This is a genomic window from Vibrio jasicida 090810c, assembly GCF_002887615.1.
Taxonomy (GTDB): domain Bacteria; phylum Pseudomonadota; class Gammaproteobacteria; order Enterobacterales; family Vibrionaceae; genus Vibrio; species Vibrio jasicida.
The window spans coordinates 944,381-963,304 of sequence record NZ_CP025792.1; the positions used below are offsets into that span (position 1 = coordinate 944,381).

The following is an 18,924-nucleotide window of genomic DNA, read 5'->3' on the forward strand; positions in this document are numbered from 1 at the left end:
TTGCAGACAGCGTTACGATTTTTAGCGAAAACTTAAACCACTTAGTCCAAGAAGTGTGATGACCTTAGAACAAGTTCAATGAAAGCCGACAAGGTTTACAGAGACGTGTCTATTAAAAACGGCCAGATTTATTGTGCAAAACTGTTGAGGTTCAAAAGGACTAGCAACCAGATGTCACCGTTTCAAAGCTCGGTTCTGAGCCTTCTCCCGATGCTTGGGTGTAAAGGAAATAGCATTGACCGTTCTCTAATGCATCCGCGTTTTGAGCAAAACCAATATAGAGTTTGTTCTTGCCTGGCGCCTCTGGATCAGACACCACCAAATCGCCATCAAGGTTCACCATTTCTTCAACCGAAACGTTGTCTAAATGCCCCCAAACCATCAGAGGTTCGCCATCGTCCTGCGCGCCATTTTTGTTCAAATCTAAAAAGGTATTGTCTGTTGCCGTGGAGCCAATCGATACGCCATAACCAAGCTGATACTTCGCATTGGCAATTTGGTTCGCGTTCACCACAGCGCCTCTCACGCCCTCGATCACTGCTGCTCTCGCATCACCCTGAATATTCAAAAAACGTGGCGCGGCCGTCACGGCTAAAATCCCAAGAATCACGATAACCACGACTAATTCAATTAAGGTGAAACCCTTTGCTGTTCTCATTTAAAAGCCCTGTATTTGTTGCTTAGGGCACATGTTAGAGCGGTGAAATGAGATTACTATTGGCCAACATTGGATTGGGAAATCTTACGTCGGGTTCGAGAACAATCTGACAAAGTGGCGAGGGATTAGCGACGTTTTGAGGTTCCCCAGCTAGATGCAATAAATAAGGTCGGAGAAAAACACAAAAACGGAGGCATTCGCGCCTCCGTTTCAATTTAGCATTTTCGTTGAGTTCTTGAGCTCAACAATATGAACGATCATACCGGATATTCGTGGAAACCCATTTTCTCGGAGATCACGCGGCCAGCATTGTGCAGCATGGATACGTACTCTTCACGGCGAGACTCTTCAAAGCGCACCGTTGGGAACGACATAGACACACCCGCAACCACATGCCCAAAGCGGTCATAGACAGGAACCGCGACACAATATAAGCCAGGTTCTTGCTCTTCGTTATCTTCCGCGTAATGCTGCTTACGAACTAACTCAAGCTCTTTAAGCAAAGATTTAACGTCATTATGAGTATTTTTTGTATGACAAATAAACTCAATATCTTTCAATAATTCTCTGACAAATGCTTCTTCGCGTTCCGCTAAAAGTACTTTACCAATCGCGGTACTATAGAGTGGATTGCGGCGTCCGACACGTGAGTGCATTCGCAATGAGTATTTAGCATCCAATTTATGGATGTAGATGATCGCGTCTTCATCTAATGCACCAAGGTGTAATGCTTCACCTGTTGCATCCGCGATTTTGGTCATCTCGATGTCTGCTAATTCAATAAGGTCGACATACTCTAGCGACTTCGCTCCCAATTCAAACAAGCGAATGGTTAAGCTGTACTTATCGGCTTCGTCCTCTTGGGATACATAGCCTAACGTCTTCATTGTTTGAAGAAAACGGTAAGTCGTCGCCTTCGACATCATCAATCGTTGAGACAAATCCGACACGCCAATTTCTTTCTGCTCGCCTAACGCTTCTAAGATACTAAAGACCTTTAGAACGGAAGAGACGGATTCTGGTTGTGTGTTCTTTTCTGCCATATTCTCGCTTTCCACATCAATGTTTCAGCCAGTATACCTTTAGTGTTCAAAAAAAATGAAAAGCTTTTTCAATAAAAAATCTCATTTGTATGATAAATCTTCGCTTAAAGGTGACTCACATCATAAAATTTTTAAAACACCTTTTCATTTTAGTTGATCGCATAATTTCATTTCTATAAAGTGACCTCATCTGATGGCAATAAGTCATACATTAATACTTAATTTGCATGGTAAGGAACTCATTATGATTCTCGATTCGTTCAATCTTGAAGGAAAAGTCGCTGTTGTGACTGGGTGTAATACTGGACTTGGTCAAGGTATGGCGTTGGGTTTGGCTAGCGCAGGCTGTGACATTGTCGGCGTGAACATTTCTGAACCAACAGAAACCAAACAACAGATCGAAGCGCTTGGTCGCCGCTTTTTGGATGTACGTGCGAATCTTATGGTTCTAGACGATATTCCAAGCATCATTGATCAAGCTGTTACTGCGTTTGGCAAGGTCGATATCTTGGTAAACAACGCTGGCATCATTCGTCGCAATGACGCTCTCGAATTCAGTGAGCAAGATTGGGATGACGTGATGGACATCAACGTCAAATCGGTCTTTTTTATGTCTCAAGCCGCAGCCAAGCAGTTCATTGCTCAAGGTACTGGCGGCAAGATCATTAACGTGGCGTCCATGCTTTCATTTCAAGGTGGTATCCGCGTCCCTTCATACACGGCATCGAAAAGCGGCGTGATGGGCGTAACGCGTTTGATGGCGAATGAATGGGCAAGCAAAGGTATTAACGTCAATGCAATTGCGCCGGGTTATATGGCGACTAACAACACCGCAGCTCTGCAAGCAGATGAAGAACGAAATAAAGCAATCGTCGAGCGCATCCCCGCAGAGCGTTGGGGTACACCAAAAGATCTGGCTGGGCCTTGTGTCTTCCTTGCGTCGTCTGCTTCTGATTACGTGAACGGCTATACCATCGCGGTCGATGGCGGCTGGTTAGCTCGTTAAGGAGAAAGTGATGTTTGTATTTAATAAAGACATTGCACTGGAAGATCTTGGCGATGGTATCAAACGCAAAGTTTTGGCTTACAGTGACAACATGATGAGCGTCGAAGTGTATTTCGACAAAGGTGCGGTCGGCGCTTTGCACAGTCACCCTCATGAGCAAATTACTTATGTGCTCTCCGGTGAGTTTGAATTCACCATTGGCGACGAGACGAAAGTCGTCAAAGCCGGAGATGCGCTATATAAGCAGCCGAACATCATTCATGGCTGTACCTGTTTAAGCGAAGGTGTGCTGCTCGATAACTTCACGCCTATGCGCAAAGATTTTGTCTAAATTTAAAAGATTATTATTGGAGAAACCCATGAAAATTGCACTGATGATGGAAAATAGCCAAGCGGGTAAAAACGCGATTGTGCTAAACGAACTTGAGCAAGTGGCTCGTTCACAAGAATACTCAGTATTTAACGTAGGCATGAGTGACGAAAACGATCATCACCTGACTTACATCCACCTAGGCATCATGGCGAGCATCTTAATCAACTCTAAAGCAGTGGATTTCATCGTGACTGGCTGCGGTACAGGACAAGGTGCCATGATGTCATTGAATATTCATCCAGGCATTGTTTGTGGCTACTGCTTAGATCCATCTGATGCATTCTTGTTTAATCAAATTAACAACGGCAATGCCTTATCGCTTGCGTTCGCAAAAGGTTATGGCTGGGGTGCAGAATTAAACGTTCGTTATATTTTCGAGAAAGCATTCACAACCGGAGCGCGCGGCCAAGGTTATCCACTAGAGCGAGCAGAACCACAGCAGCGAAATGCAGCCATTCTTAACGATGTGAAGTTTGCTGTCGTAAAAGAAAACTACCTCGATACGTTAAAAGCCATTGACCCAGAACTGGTGAAAACCGCAGTAAGTGGCGTGCGTTTCCAGCAATGTTTCTTTGAGCACTGCCAAGATGCGGAGATCGAAGCATTCGTACGCGAAATCTTAGCTTAATGTCTTAAATCCCGTTGTCGCTTTTCTTCCATCTTTAAGCGGCAACGGTTTTACGCATATATCTAACCACAAAATATAATCATACATATCACTCTTTCTTAGCGTGGTTCCTTTTCTAATTCCGTCCAAAAAAATCGTATCACCGCCCTATCTCCCCTCCAATAAAAATTAATTTAAAACAATACATTTCAATCACTTAATCCAAATTTCTATAAGAAAAATTATTTCTTTACTGTTTAAATAACAAAATTGAAATAGCGTTTCATTTGTCACATTTTTTGTATTTCCTGTTCGATCTTTTGTCATACATATTAAATAATAAACCAACGTTTTAAAAAACAGAAACCTTATTTTTAAAATCACTAGGGGTACAAAAATGAACATAGATATACTCGTAGTCGCCGTTTACTTTGTGTTTATGATCGCTGTCGGGATCATCTTTAAACGCTTGGCCGGTAACTCAACCAGTGACTACTTTAGAGGTGGCGGCAAGATGTTGTGGTGGATGGTAGGCGCAACGGCGTTTATGACCCAGTTCAGTGCGTGGACGTTTACCGGTGCAGCAGGCAAGGCCTTTACTGACGGCTTTCCGATCATGGTGATCTTCATGGCGAATGCGTTCGGCTTCTTGTTGTCTTGGTTATTCTTTTCGTACCGTTTCCGTCAAATGCGAGTAGTGACACCTGTAGAGGGTGTGCGCCGCCGCTTTGGTGCAACGAACGAGCAAGTGTTCACTTGGGCAACAATGCCAACCAGCATTGTTTACACGGGTATTTGGTTGAATGGCTTGGCGCTGTTCGTGAGTGCGGTATTCAAAATTGACATCGAGACCACCATCATTGTCACGGGTTTGATCGTTCTGTTTATTTCTGTGATTGGCGGCTCATGGGGCGTTGTGGCGTCAGACTTTGTCCAAATGGTTGTCATCATGGCCGTAACTGTAGTGTGTGCCGTAGCGGCGATCATTAAGATCGGTGGCCCAAGTAACTTGATCGAGCAGTTCCCTACCGATTCAATCATGGGACCGGGTATGAACTACCCATTGCTGTTCGTCGCTTGGTTTATCTTCATGTTCGTTAAGCAGTTGCAAAACATCAACAACATGCAGGACTCTTACCGTTTTCTTACTGCAAAAGATTCTATCAACGCACGTAAAGCGGCTCTGCTTGCCTTTGTGTTGATGCTTGTTGGCCCTGCGATTTGGTTTATGCCTCCTTGGGTAACTGCAGTTATCTACCCAGACGCAGCACTTGCGCACGTCGATGCGCTTGGCGGAAAAGCAGCAGATGCGGTTTACCTTGTGTTTGTAGAACGTGTGATGCCTGTCGGCATGGTTGGCCTACTTATGTCTGCCGTGTTTGCAGCCACCATGTCTTCAATGGATTCAGGCCTTAACCGAAATGCAGGTGTTTTCGTTCGTAACTTCTACAACCCAATCATCAATAAAGATGCGTCCGAACGTCAGCTTATGCGTGTCAGCCAAGCGGTCACCATTGTGTTTGGTGTACTGATCATCATGGTCGCATTGTTCATCAATTCATTGCGTGGTTTGAGCTTATTCGACGCAATGATGTACGTGAGTACCCTACTTCAAATGCCGATCTTGGTGCCGTTATTCTTCGGCATGTTCATCAAGAAAACACCGGATTGGGCTGCATGGGCAACGCTTGCTGTTGGTATGGTGGTCTCTTATCTCGTGAGTTTTGTAATCACTCCAGACGTTATCGCTAACATGCTAAATCTTGAAAATGGCTTCACCAGTCGTGAAGCGTCTGACCTGATTGTCATGAATGGCATCATCGGTCATCTACTGATTACAGGTGGCTTCTTCTGCTTAACTACTAAGTTCTACAAGGCACCTCAAGAAGCGCGCGCAAAAGAGCTTTCGGAATTTTGGACGGATGTTGATACACCAGTGGTGGAAGCTGAGGGGCAAGATGAAGTGGATCGTCAACAACGAAGCATGCTTGGCAAACTGATCTTGGTGTTTGGTACTTTGGTTATCGCCATGGTGTTGATTCCAAATCCATTCTGGGGATGCATGGCCTTCCTATTCTGTGGTGGCGTTGTTCTTACCGTTGGTGCCTTGCTTCTTAAGAGCGCCAAGAAAACTGAATTACTGTCGACACGATTACAACACTAATTCTCGTTTGAATTCAGACCTTGGAGGCTCGAAGGGTTGAGCCTCCTACATTCACAACGAACAACAGATAAGTCTTGAGTCAGTCATTTTTTGCAGAGTGACTCGCTGAATACTTTTGAGGTAAGAACCATGAATCAAGCTTACATTCACGATAATTTTCTTCTCTCCAGCCCACTTGCTCAGGATCTGTATCATCGCTTTGCCGCACCGATGCCGATCATAGACTTTCACAATCACCTTGAAGCAAAAGACATTTGGCAGGACACAAAACACGAGAACCTCACCCAAGCATGGCTTAATAGCGATCACTATGTGTGGAGAGCGATGCGAAGTAACGGAATCGACGAGCACTACATCACTGGTGATGCAACGGACACAGAAAAGTTCGCCAAATGGTGCGAAGCCGTGCCTTACTTGATTGGCAATCCTCTTTATCAATGGTCTCATCTGGAGTTAAAACGTTTCTTTGATTGTGACTTATTACTCAATCCAGACAATCAACAAGACATCTGGGGGTTAAGCCACCAGCAATTCAAACAAGGAAACAACAGTACTCGTGATGTGCTGGAACAATTAAACGTCGAAACCTTGTGTACCACGGATTCGCCTTTATCCAACCTAGAGCACCATCTCGCCCTGAAAGAATCTGACTTTAAGGTGCAAGTGTTACCGACGTTCCGTGCTGACGAGTTGTTTTGTTTCAACCAAACCGACAAGTTTCATGCGCTACTCACACACTTATCGAAGCTAACCGCTACCTCAATTGGCACTTACCAAGATTATCTTTGTGCAATCCAAACAAGGCTAGATGCCTTTCATGAAGTGGGTTGTCGTTTATCTGATTTGGGCTTACCAAGCGTAAGCTTTGAACCATGCAGTGAAGAGCAAGCAGAACTCATCTTCCAACAGCTTCTACAAAACCAAGCGATTACCCAAACGGCACTTGTTCAACTGACATCCAGATTGTTTTTCGAGCTAGGCCAACGTTACTACCAACTCGGCTGGAGCATGCAACTTCACATAGGCGTTTTGATGAACGTCAATGAGAGACGCAAAGCGCAACTTGGTGGAGGAACCGGATTTAGCGTCATTAACAGTGAATCGTATGCCCATGCCCTTTCCCAGTTACTGAGTGAACTGGATCGAAGTTCGTGTTTGCCTAATACGGTACTCTTTAATCTCAACCCTAACGACAACCCAGTACTAAGCTGCATGGCGGGTGCGTTTCAGGACAGCGATACTGTCGCAGGGAAGATTCAATTTGGTGCGGCATGGTGGTTTAACGATCATAAAGACGGCATGGAATCTCAACTGACAACACTCAAAAATCTCGGTGCGCTCGGACGTTTTATCGGCATGCTGACAGACTCTCGCAATGTCTTCTCTTTTAGCCGACATGAATATTTTCGCCGAGTATTGTGCAACCTCTTAGCAAAATGGGTCGAGGAAGGAGAAATACCTAACGACGAACCATTACTCAAACAAACCATAGAGAACATTTGTTACTACAACGCCAAACGCTACTTTCGCTTCAATTCTGATCAAGGCTTAGAGGGGTAATCGCCATGCTGCAATTTTCAAACAAAGAAATGGAGAACATTCGTCATCGCGCAACGCCTTCTGTCATCAAAGCGCTTATTGAAGATAACCAAATTGTACTTAATCACGAAGTCCTAGTTCCTGAAGACGGACGCGCGACTTGGAACCTATTCTATTATTGCCCTGAACATGGGGTGAGACTGACTTGGGATCGAAATAAGCCAACGTCTCATTGCTGCCCTGTTGATGGCAAAACATTTACTGATGAGCCGTACGACGGTGCATGGTGGCGCTGGTTAAATGGGTTAAACGCCAAGGCGTGTTATGACTTGGGACTACTGTGGCATCTGACCAATGAAGACCGTTATCTAGAGAAAGTGAAACAAATACTGCTCCAGTATGCAAAATACTACCCAGACTACGAGGTACACGGTGGCATACCATACAATGGCCCAGGCAAAGCAAATGCACAAACCTTGTGTGAGGCGAACTGTCATCTTGATTTCGCTCGAGGCTATGACTTCATCAAGCAAGCTCTAACGCCAGAACAGCAAGCCTATATCGAACTGCGATTACTGCGAGAGGGTGCGGATTTTCTGGTGGAACATCGCACCGCTCAGCTGCATAACCATGAGATGAAGATAAACGCGACCATCGGTGTGATTGGCCTTATTCTTGATGAACAACGTTATCTCGATTTCGCACTCAACACCGAATACGGACTGCACTATCAGCTAGAACATGGTTGTATCGGAGAAGGCATGTGGTTTGAAGGCTCGATCCACTATCACTACTACGCGTTACAAGCCTTGCTGAATTTCGAGAAAATGGCACATCAAACCCCATACTCTGTCAGCTCGAATCCTAACTACTTAAAGTTACTGAAATTCCCGCTACAGTTGGTAATGAACACCGGTGATTTCCCTCGCTTGAACGATTGTATTGCAGGACAAGAAAAGCTCACTCATGCTCACTTGTTTGAATTTGCCTACAAGCAAACACCGTGTGAAGAATTTGCTCGTGCCTTAGCCAGCATCTATCAAAACATCAGTCGCGATAACATCAACGCTTTGCTCTATGGCGTGGATGAACTTCCTCAAGTTAGCCCGTTACTTTGTTACTCAACACATAGCGAAGCAGTTGGCTTGACCATTGCCCATCATCAAACATTGAATAATGCTCTGTTGTACAAGCACGCACCGTATGGCGGTGAGCACGACCATTATGACCGACTCGGCTTTATCCTAACGCGTAATGGCAAAGAGATTTTGCCAGATTTAGGCACGACAGGTTATGGTGCAGAACTGCATTACGGCTATTACAAAAACACCGCAACACACAATACACTGGTGGTGAATCAGCAAAACCAATCCCCAATCCACCCGCAATTACTGGGTTTTACACAAACTGAGAATTACACCACCATCGATGCCGTTGTGGATTGGTCACACCCAGAAGCCAGTGTCGATAGCCATACTATCGTGCAATGGGACAAAGAGGCGTATCAAGATGTAGTGTTCCGTCGTGCCTTCATTTGGCTTGATGATGTCGCCATTGAGCTAAATACGATTCTTAACCCACACAACCAACAATTGGATCTGACTTATCACGTTCGAGGTGAACATCTTCTTCAACTAGAAAACGGGGCTTGGGAGCCAATTACGAACCCACTATCCGGAGCTTTAGCACGGATGACGAATACACAGATGAGCGAACCAAACACGGCATTCTCTCTTAATTATGAAATAGAGGGTCAAACAGAATTTCGTCAACACATCTACGCTGACTCACCTGTTGAAGTGCTCATTGGTAATGCACCAGACAATCCAGCAACGTCCGATCTCGCTTATTCCTTGGTTCGCTCTCATGGGCACAAGTTGAATACCTTAGTGCTTCATGATCTTTCGGAACAGAGTAACTACAACGTCAATGACGTAACTTGGGGTGAGGAAAGTATCTACTTCGTTCTATCGAACACGAACGGCAGTGAACACATCAACTGCACCAGAATCATGTATGACTTTAAATCGGCAAGAATCACCATGTTTGAGCAGATGTCATAATAATCTCCATCAAAACAAGGCTAGCTAAATGCTGGCCTTGTCTCTTTAAATATTCCTTTCTATACATGACCTTCCAATTGCAAATAAGCGCGCGTTATAAGCAGACGCTTGAAGAATGACGCTGATCATCTTTTGAACAAAATCCCGAAATATAACGTAAAACCGCAAGGGCGAAATACGCAACCTGTAACTAAACTTTGGGAACACTAACCCCAGTTAGGGAGCAAGAGATGAGCGACAAAAACAATCACTCCAAATGTCCTGTCATGCATGGAGCGAACACCAACCAACAGGCAGCTGAATTCAATTGGTGGCCGAAAACCCTCAACCTCGACATTCTTCATCAACACGACCAAAAAACCGACCCAATGGGCGCGAATTTTAATTATGCCGATGCTTTTAACTCTCTCGATTTAGAGGAAGTGAAAAAAGACCTAAAAGATCTGATGACCGACAGCCAAGATTGGTGGCCAGCAGACTGGGGTCATTACGGTGGCTTGATGATTCGTATGGCGTGGCACTCTGCGGGTACTTATAGAATTGCAGATGGTCGTGGTGGTGCAAGCCGAGGTAATCAACGTTTTTCTCCACTCAACAGTTGGCCAGATAACGGCAACCTAGATAAAGCACGTCGCCTACTTTGGCCAATCAAAAGAAAATACGGCAACAAATTGTCTTGGGCCGATTTGATGATTCTTGCTGGTAACATGGCTTATGAATCCATGGGCTTTAAAACGTTTGGTTTTGCTGGCGGTCGTGAAGACATTTGGCATCCTGAAAAAGACATCTACTGGGGCGCAGAAAAAGAGTGGTTGCAACCAAGTGGCGGCGAGAACAATCGTTACTCTGGTGAACGCGATCTAGAAAACCCGCTTGCAGCGGTAATGATGGGTTTGATTTACGTAAACCCTGAAGGGGTCGATGGCAAACCTGACCCAATCAAAACCGCACACGATATGCGTGTCACCTTTGCGCGTATGGCAATGAACGATGAAGAAACCGTTGCGCTCACCGCGGGTGGTCACACGGTAGGTAAAGCACATGGTAATGGCGATGCTTCCCTACTCGGCCCTGAACCCGAAGGCGCAGAAATCGAAGACCAAGGCTTTGGTTGGCTCAACAAAACCTCTCGCGGCATAGGACGTGATACCGTCACCAGTGGTGTGGAAGGTGCGTGGACCACTAACCCAACCAAATGGGATAACGGTTACTTCCACTTGTTGTTCACTTACGACTGGTGGGTTACTAAGAGCCCAGCGGGTGCTGCTCAGTGGGAGCCGGTGAACATCAAAGAAGAAGACATGCCGGTGGATGTGGAAGACCCAAGCATCCGTCGTAACCCAATGATGACCGACGCGGATATGGCGCTTAAGTTTGATCCGGAATACCGCAAGATTGCAGAGCGTTTCCGTGATGATCCTAAGTACTTCGAAGATTGTTTCGCTCGCGCTTGGTTTAAACTGACTCACCGCGATTTAGGCCCTAAATCTCGTTACCTCGGCCCTGATGTGCCAGCAGAAGATTTGATTTGGCAAGATCCCGTGCCACCTGTCTCTTACCACCTATCTGAAGAGAACATCGACGCGCTCAAGATGGCGATTCTCAATAGCGAATTGAGCATTGCTGAGCTGGTTTCTACCGCATGGGACAGCGCTCGTACTTACCGTGGTTCTGACCGTCGCGGTGGTGCTAATGGCGCACGACTTCGTCTTGCTCCGCAAAAAGATTGGGTGGGTAACGAGCCAGAAAGATTGCAGAGAGTATTGAGCGTGCTCGACGATATTCGCACCACACACAACTCGCCAATTAGCATGGCGGATTTGATTGTGCTGGCGGGTGGCGTAGGTATCGAGAAAGCGGCATCCAACGCAGGTATGAATATCTCCGTGCCATTTAGCCAAGGACGTGGAGATGCAACGGACACTATGACCGATTCCGATTCGTTCGATGTGCTTGAACCAATTCACGATGGCTTCCGCAACTGGCTGAAATCCGATTACATCGTAACGGCTGAAGAGCTCTTATTGGAAAGAAGCCAATTGATGCAACTGACCGCTGTCGAGATGACGGTGCTCATTGGTGGTATGCGTGTTCTTGGCACCAATTATGGTGGTACAAGCCAAGGTGTATTCACCGATAACGTCGGCGCACTGACCAACGATTTCTTCGTTAACCTCACTGATATGAGCTACACATGGCATCCAACCGGTGACAACGAGTATGAAATCCGCGAACGCGCTTCTGGCCAAACCAAATGGACTGCGTCACGTGTCGACTTAGTATTCGGCTCTAACTCGGTACTACGCTCTTACGCTGAAGTTTACGCTCAGGACGACAACAAAGAGAAGTTTGTCCAAGACTTTGTCACAGCTTGGGTGAAAGTGATGAACAACGATCGCTTCGACTTATAAAGAGCGCGCTTTTATCCATTATCTTCCAAAAGAGCTGATGACCTCAGCTCTTATTTTTTCATCCTAACTGTCACTGATTCCTTCCTCTCCCCCTAGATAAATTGTAATACAATTAACATTATTCACTGAACAAACATTTGCGTAGTTAAAGCGAATCTCTTGGTTATATTTGGCATAGATACACTTATTATTTGAGACACTAAAACCCGCTAGAAACCAAGAAAAATCGAGCCAATAGCCAAACCAACCTCTCACTTTTGCCAAAAAACATCGATAAAACCTTATTCATTGCATTTTCCGATTGCAAAATCCAACTGAGGACTTAAGATAAAGCCATATAATCATACAATACGATATTTGGAGTCTGATATGACAAAACCTGTCATTGGTTTCATCGGCCTTGGTCTGATGGGTGGAAACATGGTTGAGAACCTACAAAACCGTGGTTACGAATTAAACGTAATGGATTTGAATAAAGACGCTGTGGCAGCTTGTGTTGCTCGCGGCGCTAAAGCGGCAAACACACCTAAAGAACTTGCTGAAGCAAGTGACATCGTAATGCTGTGTCTAACGACTTCTGAAGTTGTAGAAAAGATCGTTTACGGTGAAGAAGGTATTCTAGCGGGTATCAAAGAAGGCGCGACTTTGATCGACTTCGGTACTTCTATCCCAGCTTCGACTCGTAAGATCGGTACTGATCTTGCTGCGAAAGGCGCAGGCATGATTGATGCGCCTCTTGGCCGTACTCCAGCTCACGCGAAAGATGGTCTACTAAACATCATGGCTGCTGGCGACATCGAAACGTTCAACAAAGTTAAGCCAGTGCTTGATGAACAAGGCGAAAACGTATTCCACCTTGGTGCTCTTGGTTCTGGTCACGTAACTAAGCTCGTGAACAACTTCATGGGCATGACAACAGTAGCAACTATGTCTCAGGCGTTCGCTGTTGCTAAGCGTGCTGGCGTTGATGGCCAACAGCTATTCGACATCATGTCTGCAGGTCCATCAAACTCACCATTTATGCAGTTCTGTAAGTTCTACGCTGTAGACGGCGAAGAGAAGCTAGGTTTCTCAATCGCAAACGCAAACAAAGATCTAGGTTACTTCCTAGAAATGGTTAAAGATCTAGGTACTGAGTCTCTTATTGCTGAAGGTACTTCTAAGAGCCTTCAAGCAGCGGTAGACCAAGGCCTTGGTCAAAACGACGTTCCAGTTATCTTTGACTACTTTGCTGAACTAGAAGGTTAATAACCCTTTCTAAACCAAATTTTCTAAGCCTTGCTCACCTAGTAGCAAGGCTTTTTTTGTTCTTCTTCTTCCATTCTTCCATTCTTCCATTCTTTATTTTTCTGCGCTCTAACGGTGGCATCAAAAAGCTAGTCGACGCATTCCAAACAAATCGTAAGCCCAGCCTTTAAAAACAAGCCGTCGCCGAACGGGTTATATTGGCGCTAATGTTTTAACAGGCGAGAGCCAACATTTCGCAGCAAATGCCTAGATGTGAGGAATAGCATTGAAGTTAAAATTTACAAGCCGCCCTTCTTTCCAATGCAATTGTTATCTGCATTAAATATCAGCGGCACCTGAACATACCTATCCTAGGGCACATGATGATGTTTATCAGGCGGGCTTGGCATGAAAGAAGATGACCATAAATATGGTGGCTATACCAAACAAGTCGTGCTGCGCTTTAGGCCAATTGGCGTTAGCGACAACGCTTGGCTCAAGTACTTGCGACATTGGTTGCCGAGCCAACAAATTATCCACCCAATTTTAGCTCCTAAGGCCTCTCACAAAGCGACGCAGAAAACGGGCCCGACTGTGGTATTACCGCCAAGATGCGTCTTTCTGGTTTCGATTTATACACACACGGAAAATTCAGAACCACAACCAAACAGGATCTTAACCTTTTAAGCAGTGACTTCGGTGAACTACCCAGACACGATCATCACCGCTGAGTTTGATCCGCTACGTAACGAAGGCGAACAGCTCTACAAACTCATGCTCTCTTATGGTGTCGAAGTCTGAAGGGAACGTTACTTGGGGCCATTCATAGCTTCTCTCAACTTTCTGAAGTAAGTGGTTCAGCAAGACGCGGCATCACTGCGGTTTCAAACCAAACCGAGCATTCCCCATTACTACTGATTTGAAATGAAGTACTTCCCAATGTCTAATGACAACTGGGCGAATTGGGCAAAGAATCAAAAAGCAGGATCTGTGTAGAGAGGCAAGCCGACAAATAGAAAAAATCCCACAGTGATGACACCGTGGGATTTTTATTAGAAAGAGTGAGTTAAGTGGGACTTAGCTTTTCGCGTTAGCTAACTTTGGGCTTTTAGGCCCTCGTGCTGCGTTCACCAATAGAACACCCACCGAGAGAACAATCGCACCACACAAGATAAACAGTAGTCGACCTGATGGTTCGTTTGGAATCAGAGCCATCGCTAGGATACCGAAGCCCGCTACGCTGATAAGCTTACCAAGCATGCCGCGCTGTTTTGTATCTAGGTTCTGCTGCTCTTCGCTGTCAGCCACAAGAGGCGTGTTCCAGTTTTCGAACAATTGATCCACTTCTTTCTCACGTTCAGGCGATAAGCCTTTGTAGAAACGTGTTGTCAGTAGGAAGAATCCACCAGTGAAGACAACGTGTGCTGCTAGGCTCAAGCCAACTTTCAGGTCAGCCCACTCACGTGCTGTAAACGCTTGCTCTAGACCGAATAGGCGCTCCACGTCTTCTGCTTGTAGTGAGATACCGAAGATGTAAGAAACAAAGCCACCAACAACCAGTGTTGCCCAACCAGCCCAGTCCGGCGTCTTACGAATCCACATACCAAGTAGTACAGGAATCAACATTGGGAAGCCAATCAATGCGCCCACGTTCAGTACGATATCGAATAGGCTCAAGTGACGTAGTGAGTTAATGAATAGACCGATACCAATGATGATGAAACCCATCACGATAGTCGTTGCTTTACTCACGATAACCAGCTCTTTTTGTGACGCTTGTGGACGCACAATCGGGCTGTAGAAGTTCATCACGAAGATACCCGCGTTACGGTTAAGACCAGAGTCCATTGAAGACATGGTCGCCGCAAACATTGCTGACATCAGAAGACCCACCATACCCGCTGGCATTACGTTTTGTACGAATGCTAGGTAAGCTGCATCACCACCTACTGAGCCGTATTGCTCTGCGAAATCAGGCATAAATGCCGCAACGTACCAAGGTGGTAGGAACCAAATGATAGGACCAACAATCATCAGCACACATGCAAGACCTGCTGCTTTACGTGCGTTTTCACTGTCTTTTGCACATAGGTAACGGTAAGCGTTGATGCTGTTGTTCATTACCCCGAACTGTTTAACAAAGATGAACACTACCCAAAGGATAAAGATACTGACGTAGTTCAGGTTGTTACCCAGCATGAAGTCGCCGTGGAAGTTAGACACGATGTTGCCAATACCGCCACCGTGGAAGTATGCCGCCACCGCACAAGTGATCGTCACTGCCATGATAACCAACATCTGCATAAAGTCAGATGCAACAACCGCCCAAGAGCCGCCCGTTACCGCCATTAGCATTAGCACTAAACCCGTAACGATGATGGTCGCTTCCATAGGAATGTTGAAGACCGCTGCCACGAAAATCGCAAGACCATTCAACCAAATACCGGCTGAGATCAAGCTGTCTGGCATACCAGCCCAAGTGAAGAACTGCTCTGAAGTCTTACCGAAACGTTGACGAATTGCTTCAATCGCCGTCACTACACGTAGTTGGCGGAACTTTGGAGCAAAGTAGAGGTAGTTCATGAAGTAGCCAAATGCGTTGGCTAAGAATAGGATTACAACAACGAAACCGTCGTTGAACGCGCGTCCTGCGGCACCTGTAAACGTCCATGCTGAAAATTGCGTCATGAAGGCGGTAGCACCTACCATCCACCATAACATCTTACCGCCCCCTCGGAAGTAGTCACTGGTTGAGGTAGTGAACTTACGGAACATCCAACCAATTGCAACTAAGAAGAAGAAGTAGGCAAGAACAACAAGAGTATCAATAGTCATTTTTTCAGCCTTTCAAGTTTGATCATTTTCTAACGCCTAGACTACTCTGTTCATTATTTTATTTGTACTACAATAAGCTTTAATTGTGATCTGGAACATAAGTTATTTCATTGAAAAATTGGCGACAAAGCCTTTACTTTATAGGGATACTGGCATTCAAAGTCAGAATAACCACCACTCAACAAGTAATTATATTGTAATACAAATAATCTATTGCAAATTCATTAAAGTATGGAATATTTTTCTTCTTCATGCTTTGTCTGAAGATCAAAAATGCGTGGTATTTCTTTGAGGGAAACGTAATGAGATGTTTCGAAGGAATTGGATAGAAAGTGGGATTTAGATGAATGTAACAAGCAAGATCCCCGACTCGCTCCTTCGTCGCTCTCGAGGATGACGCTAGGAAGTTCAGCGCTTTCCATTTCCACCTCCCTAACCCAATACCTCAATTCTCATTTTTCCTCCCTAGCCCTCCCCGCCATTTCCTAGAAGGAGGAACGACTGAATAGGAAGTCTCTTTTCTGGTTTCTTTATTTCGCCTATTTCAAACAAAAAAAGCGAGCCCTAAGGCTCGCTCTATATTCTATTCGCTAGTTTTATCGGGGTGTTACGACACTTATGCTACGTGAGCTACTGCGTCGCGAACCAGTGTACCTAGTTCATCCCACTTACCTTCATCAATAAGTTTTGTTGGCACCATCCAAGTACCGCCACATGCCAGCACTGAAGGGATAGACAAATACTCGTCTACGTTACCTAGGCTCACGCCACCTGTTGGCATGAATTTCACTGGGTAAACCGCCGTTAATGCTTTAAGCATACCTACGCCGCCAGATGGCTCAGCAGGGAAGAACTTAAGTGTACGCAGACCCATTTCCATCGCTTGCTCAACTAGGCTTGGGTTGTTTACGCCAGGTACGATAGCCACGCCTTTGTCTAGGCAGTATTGAACCGTGCGAGGGTTAAAACCTGGGCTTACGATAAAGTCCACACCAGCTTCGATCGCTTGGTCAACTTGCTCGTTAGTTAGGATCGTACCTGCACCGATCAGCATTTCTGGGAACTCAGCGCGCATCGCACGAATCGCTTCTGCAGCACACTCTGTGCGGAACGTGATTTCTGCGCAAGGCATACCGTTTTCAACCAAAGTGCGGCCTAGAGGAATCGCATCTTCTGCTTTGTTGATGGCAATAACAGGAATTACTTTTAGGTTTGCTAATTGTTCGTTTAATGTCGTCATAAGAGTGTACTCGTCGTCGTTAACTTGAGTTCAATAAATCACTGCGGAGCGCCGATTACTCAACGCTCCGCAAAAGAATTACAAAGGAAGATCTGGCATCACTTCACGTGGAATGATGGCACCTTTATGTTGAATTACCGCGCCAGCCATACAGTGGCCAGAGTAAGCCGATTCAGCTGCATTGCCGCCAGTCAAACGCTTCGCTAAGAAGCCTGCACTGAAAGAATCACCTGCCGCTGTTGTATCAATCACGTTGTCGACTTTGTTTGGCGCCACGTATTGCGCTTCGCCATTCGCCACAACCAAGCAATCTTTGCTGCCACGTTTGATGATGATTTCATCCACGCCCAGTGCAGAGGTTCTCTCAAAGCATTGTTCTAAATGCTCATCACCGTAAAGCATTTGCTCATCTTCAAATGTGAGCAGTGCGATATCTGTGTGCTTAAGGATCTTAAGGTACCAAGACATAGCATTCTCGCGGCTTTCCCACAATTTAGGGCGGTAGTTGTTATCGAAAATAACCTTACCACCTTGTGCCTTGAAGCGCTCAAGGAAGCCAAACAGTTGCGTCTTACCTTCTTCAGTAAGGATCGCTAATGTAATACCGCTTAAGTAAACCGCATCGTACGAGTAAAGTTTGTCGACTAATAGCGGAGACTCGTTTTGTTCGAATAGGAACTTAGCGGCCGCTTCGTTACGCCAGTAGTGGAAGTAACGTTCGCCAGTTTCATCGGTTTCGATATAGTAGATACCTGGTTGCTTTTCTTTAACAGAAAGAACCAGACTAGTATCGATGCCCTCTTCTTGCCATGCTGATAGCATTTCTTGGCTAAAAGGATCGTTACCCAAAGCCGTTACATAGCTGGTTTTAATATCGTGAGCTTTGGTCAAACGAGATAAATACAGTGCGGTATTCAACGTATCACCACCGAATGACTGCTTTAGCTGACCTTCCTTCTTCTGTAGCTCAACCATACATTCGCCAATGACCGCGATGTTTAATGATTTCATGTTGTCACCTTAGCAACTGAGGTTGCGCTATAGATTATTTTAAGAAGTCTTCACGAGCTGGGTTGAAGATATCTAGAAGAATGCTGTCTTGCTCTAGTGCAACCGCACCGTGCATCATGTGCTTACGAGCAAAGTATGCGTCGCCTTCTTTTAGTACTTTCTTCTCGCCTTCGATTTCCGCTTCAAAGCTGCCACGTACTACGTAACCGATTTGATCGTGGATTTCGTGAGTATGCGGAGCGCCAATCGCACCTTTATCAAAACATAGGTGAACCGCCATTAGGTCATCTGTGTAAGCAACAATTTTACGTTTGATACCACCGCCTAGCTCTTCCCACGGGTTCTCATCTAATACAAAGAAAGAATTCATCGTCATACTCCTAAAAAGTCTCTATTAAAGCGAACCCTACGGCACTTCATTCTTAACCATGCTTTTATTAAAAGGTTCTCTTAAAAAAGCGTCGTATTGATAAAAGTGAAACGCGCAGCGAAAGGGTCTGCTGTCGAATTGGTAACGAGCATATCCGATCTATTTTAATTGTCATACAATATATCTAAAAATATGTGATATTCATCAAACGGTGCTCGTTAAAGTATTCCACTTAACGATTGATAACGCCGAAACATCAGTCACAACAAGGATTACCACAGCTATATAAATCAATAAGTTAACTAAATTCGCGTGATTTCACTCTCCCTTTTTGCCACAAAAACTACACCCAAACTTAATATTGTATTACTTTATAG

At 45.3% G+C, this 18,924-nt stretch carries 15 protein-coding genes; 9 read left to right on the plus strand and 6 right to left on the minus strand.

Features of this window, described 5'->3' with window-relative positions; genetic code table 11:
• Nucleotides 1-160 precede the first annotated feature (160 nt).
• On the minus strand, nt 161-658 hold the full coding sequence (locus C1S73_RS04460; protein WP_038867011.1) for a prepilin-type N-terminal cleavage/methylation domain-containing protein: 498 nt from the start codon (nt 656-658) through the stop codon (nt 161-163).
• 257 nt (nt 659-915) lie between these two features.
• Nucleotides 916-1,701, minus strand: a complete 786-nt coding sequence (gene kdgR / locus C1S73_RS04465) for a DNA-binding transcriptional regulator KdgR (protein ID WP_038867009.1) — start codon at nt 1,699-1,701, stop codon at nt 916-918.
• Nucleotides 1,702-1,945: 244 nt separating this feature from the next.
• Here kdgR and kduD point away from each other — a divergent pair, with 244 nt between their 5' ends.
• From kduD to C1S73_RS28095, 9 genes are all read left to right on the plus strand, one after another.
• The gene (kduD, locus tag C1S73_RS04470; protein WP_009705707.1) at nt 1,946-2,707 is read left to right on the plus strand and encodes a 2-dehydro-3-deoxy-D-gluconate 5-dehydrogenase KduD; all 762 of its coding nucleotides are present in this window, start codon (nt 1,946-1,948) and stop codon (nt 2,705-2,707) included.
• Nucleotides 2,708-2,717: 10 nt separating this feature from the next.
• Nucleotides 2,718-3,038 carry a cupin domain-containing protein gene (locus C1S73_RS04475; protein ID WP_009705706.1) on the plus strand — a complete coding sequence of 107 codons (321 nt, stop codon included), beginning with the start codon at nt 2,718-2,720 and terminating at the stop codon, nt 3,036-3,038.
• Between the two features lie 28 nt (nt 3,039-3,066).
• Nucleotides 3,067-3,708, plus strand: a complete 642-nt coding sequence (locus C1S73_RS04480) for an RpiB/LacA/LacB family sugar-phosphate isomerase (RefSeq protein ID WP_038867008.1) — start codon at nt 3,067-3,069, stop codon at nt 3,706-3,708.
• A gap of 376 nt (nt 3,709-4,084) precedes the next feature.
• Nucleotides 4,085-5,851 carry a sodium:solute symporter family protein gene (locus tag C1S73_RS04490; protein ID WP_038867005.1) on the plus strand — a complete coding sequence of 589 codons (1,767 nt, stop codon included), beginning with the start codon at nt 4,085-4,087 and terminating at the stop codon, nt 5,849-5,851.
• A gap of 129 nt (nt 5,852-5,980) precedes the next feature.
• Nucleotides 5,981-7,411 (plus strand): glucuronate isomerase, encoded by a 1,431-nt coding sequence (uxaC, locus tag C1S73_RS04495; protein WP_038867003.1) that lies wholly within the window; start codon nt 5,981-5,983, stop codon nt 7,409-7,411.
• A gap of 5 nt (nt 7,412-7,416) precedes the next feature.
• Nucleotides 7,417-9,453, plus strand: coding sequence for a heparinase II/III domain-containing protein (locus C1S73_RS04500; RefSeq protein ID WP_038867002.1), 2,037 nt, complete (start codon nt 7,417-7,419; stop codon nt 9,451-9,453).
• A gap of 230 nt (nt 9,454-9,683) precedes the next feature.
• Nucleotides 9,684-11,864, plus strand: a complete 2,181-nt coding sequence (gene katG, locus C1S73_RS04505) for a catalase/peroxidase HPI (RefSeq protein WP_038867001.1) — start codon at nt 9,684-9,686, stop codon at nt 11,862-11,864.
• 369 nt (nt 11,865-12,233) lie between these two features.
• Entirely contained in the window at nt 12,234-13,112 is an 879-nt protein-coding gene (locus tag C1S73_RS04510) for an NAD(P)-dependent oxidoreductase (RefSeq protein WP_038867000.1), read from the plus strand.
• A gap of 678 nt (nt 13,113-13,790) precedes the next feature.
• On the plus strand, nt 13,791-13,892 hold the full coding sequence (locus tag C1S73_RS28095; protein ID WP_227740522.1) for an alpha/beta hydrolase: 102 nt from the start codon (nt 13,791-13,793) through the stop codon (nt 13,890-13,892).
• A gap of 276 nt (nt 13,893-14,168) precedes the next feature.
• Here C1S73_RS28095 and C1S73_RS04515 read toward each other — a convergent pair whose 3' ends face one another.
• The 4 genes from C1S73_RS04515 to C1S73_RS04530 all read right to left on the minus strand — a co-directional run bounded on the left by C1S73_RS04515 (nt 14,169) and on the right by C1S73_RS04530 (nt 18,547).
• A complete protein-coding gene (locus C1S73_RS04515) occupies nt 14,169-15,926 on the minus strand; it encodes a sodium:solute symporter family protein (protein WP_038866999.1) in 1,758 nt (585 codons plus the stop codon).
• 616 nt (nt 15,927-16,542) lie between these two features.
• Nucleotides 16,543-17,166 carry a bifunctional 4-hydroxy-2-oxoglutarate aldolase/2-dehydro-3-deoxy-phosphogluconate aldolase gene (locus C1S73_RS04520; RefSeq protein ID WP_005388506.1) on the minus strand — a complete coding sequence of 208 codons (624 nt, stop codon included), beginning with the start codon at nt 17,164-17,166 and terminating at the stop codon, nt 16,543-16,545.
• A 78-nt stretch (nt 17,167-17,244) separates the two neighbouring features.
• Nucleotides 17,245-18,177: a 2-dehydro-3-deoxygluconokinase gene (gene kdgK, locus C1S73_RS04525; protein WP_038866996.1), complete on the minus strand. Its 933-nt coding sequence runs from the start codon at nt 18,175-18,177 to the stop codon at nt 17,245-17,247.
• A gap of 34 nt (nt 18,178-18,211) precedes the next feature.
• Nucleotides 18,212-18,547, minus strand: coding sequence for a cupin domain-containing protein (locus C1S73_RS04530; protein ID WP_005450851.1), 336 nt, complete (start codon nt 18,545-18,547; stop codon nt 18,212-18,214).
• Between the last annotated feature and the right edge of the window lie 377 nt (nt 18,548-18,924).

Excerpts from the sequence above, each read along its gene's own strand:
- uxaC (WP_038867003.1), top strand. The coding sequence starts at position 5,981 with ATGAATCAAGCTTACATTCACGATAATTTTCTTCTCTCCAGCCCACTT.
- kdgR (WP_038867009.1), bottom strand. The coding sequence starts at position 1,701 with ATGGCAGAAAAGAACACACAACCAGAATCCGTCTCTTCCGTTCTAAAG.
- C1S73_RS04460 (WP_038867011.1), bottom strand. The coding sequence starts at position 658 with ATGAGAACAGCAAAGGGTTTCACCTTAATTGAATTAGTCGTGGTTATC.
- kdgK (WP_038866996.1), bottom strand. The coding sequence starts at position 18,177 with ATGAAATCATTAAACATCGCGGTCATTGGCGAATGTATGGTTGAGCTA.
- C1S73_RS04480 (WP_038867008.1), top strand. The coding sequence starts at position 3,067 with ATGAAAATTGCACTGATGATGGAAAATAGCCAAGCGGGTAAAAACGCG.
- C1S73_RS04520 (WP_005388506.1), bottom strand. The coding sequence starts at position 17,166 with ATGACGACATTAAACGAACAATTAGCAAACCTAAAAGTAATTCCTGTT.
- C1S73_RS04475 (WP_009705706.1), top strand. The coding sequence starts at position 2,718 with ATGTTTGTATTTAATAAAGACATTGCACTGGAAGATCTTGGCGATGGT.
- C1S73_RS04530 (WP_005450851.1), bottom strand. The coding sequence starts at position 18,547 with ATGAATTCTTTCTTTGTATTAGATGAGAACCCGTGGGAAGAGCTAGGC.
- katG (WP_038867001.1), top strand. The coding sequence starts at position 9,684 with ATGAGCGACAAAAACAATCACTCCAAATGTCCTGTCATGCATGGAGCG.
- C1S73_RS04490 (WP_038867005.1), top strand. The coding sequence starts at position 4,085 with ATGAACATAGATATACTCGTAGTCGCCGTTTACTTTGTGTTTATGATC.
- C1S73_RS04510 (WP_038867000.1), top strand. The coding sequence starts at position 12,234 with ATGACAAAACCTGTCATTGGTTTCATCGGCCTTGGTCTGATGGGTGGA.
- C1S73_RS04515 (WP_038866999.1), bottom strand. The coding sequence starts at position 15,926 with ATGACTATTGATACTCTTGTTGTTCTTGCCTACTTCTTCTTCTTAGTT.
- kduD (WP_009705707.1), top strand. The coding sequence starts at position 1,946 with ATGATTCTCGATTCGTTCAATCTTGAAGGAAAAGTCGCTGTTGTGACT.
- C1S73_RS04500 (WP_038867002.1), top strand. The coding sequence starts at position 7,417 with ATGCTGCAATTTTCAAACAAAGAAATGGAGAACATTCGTCATCGCGCA.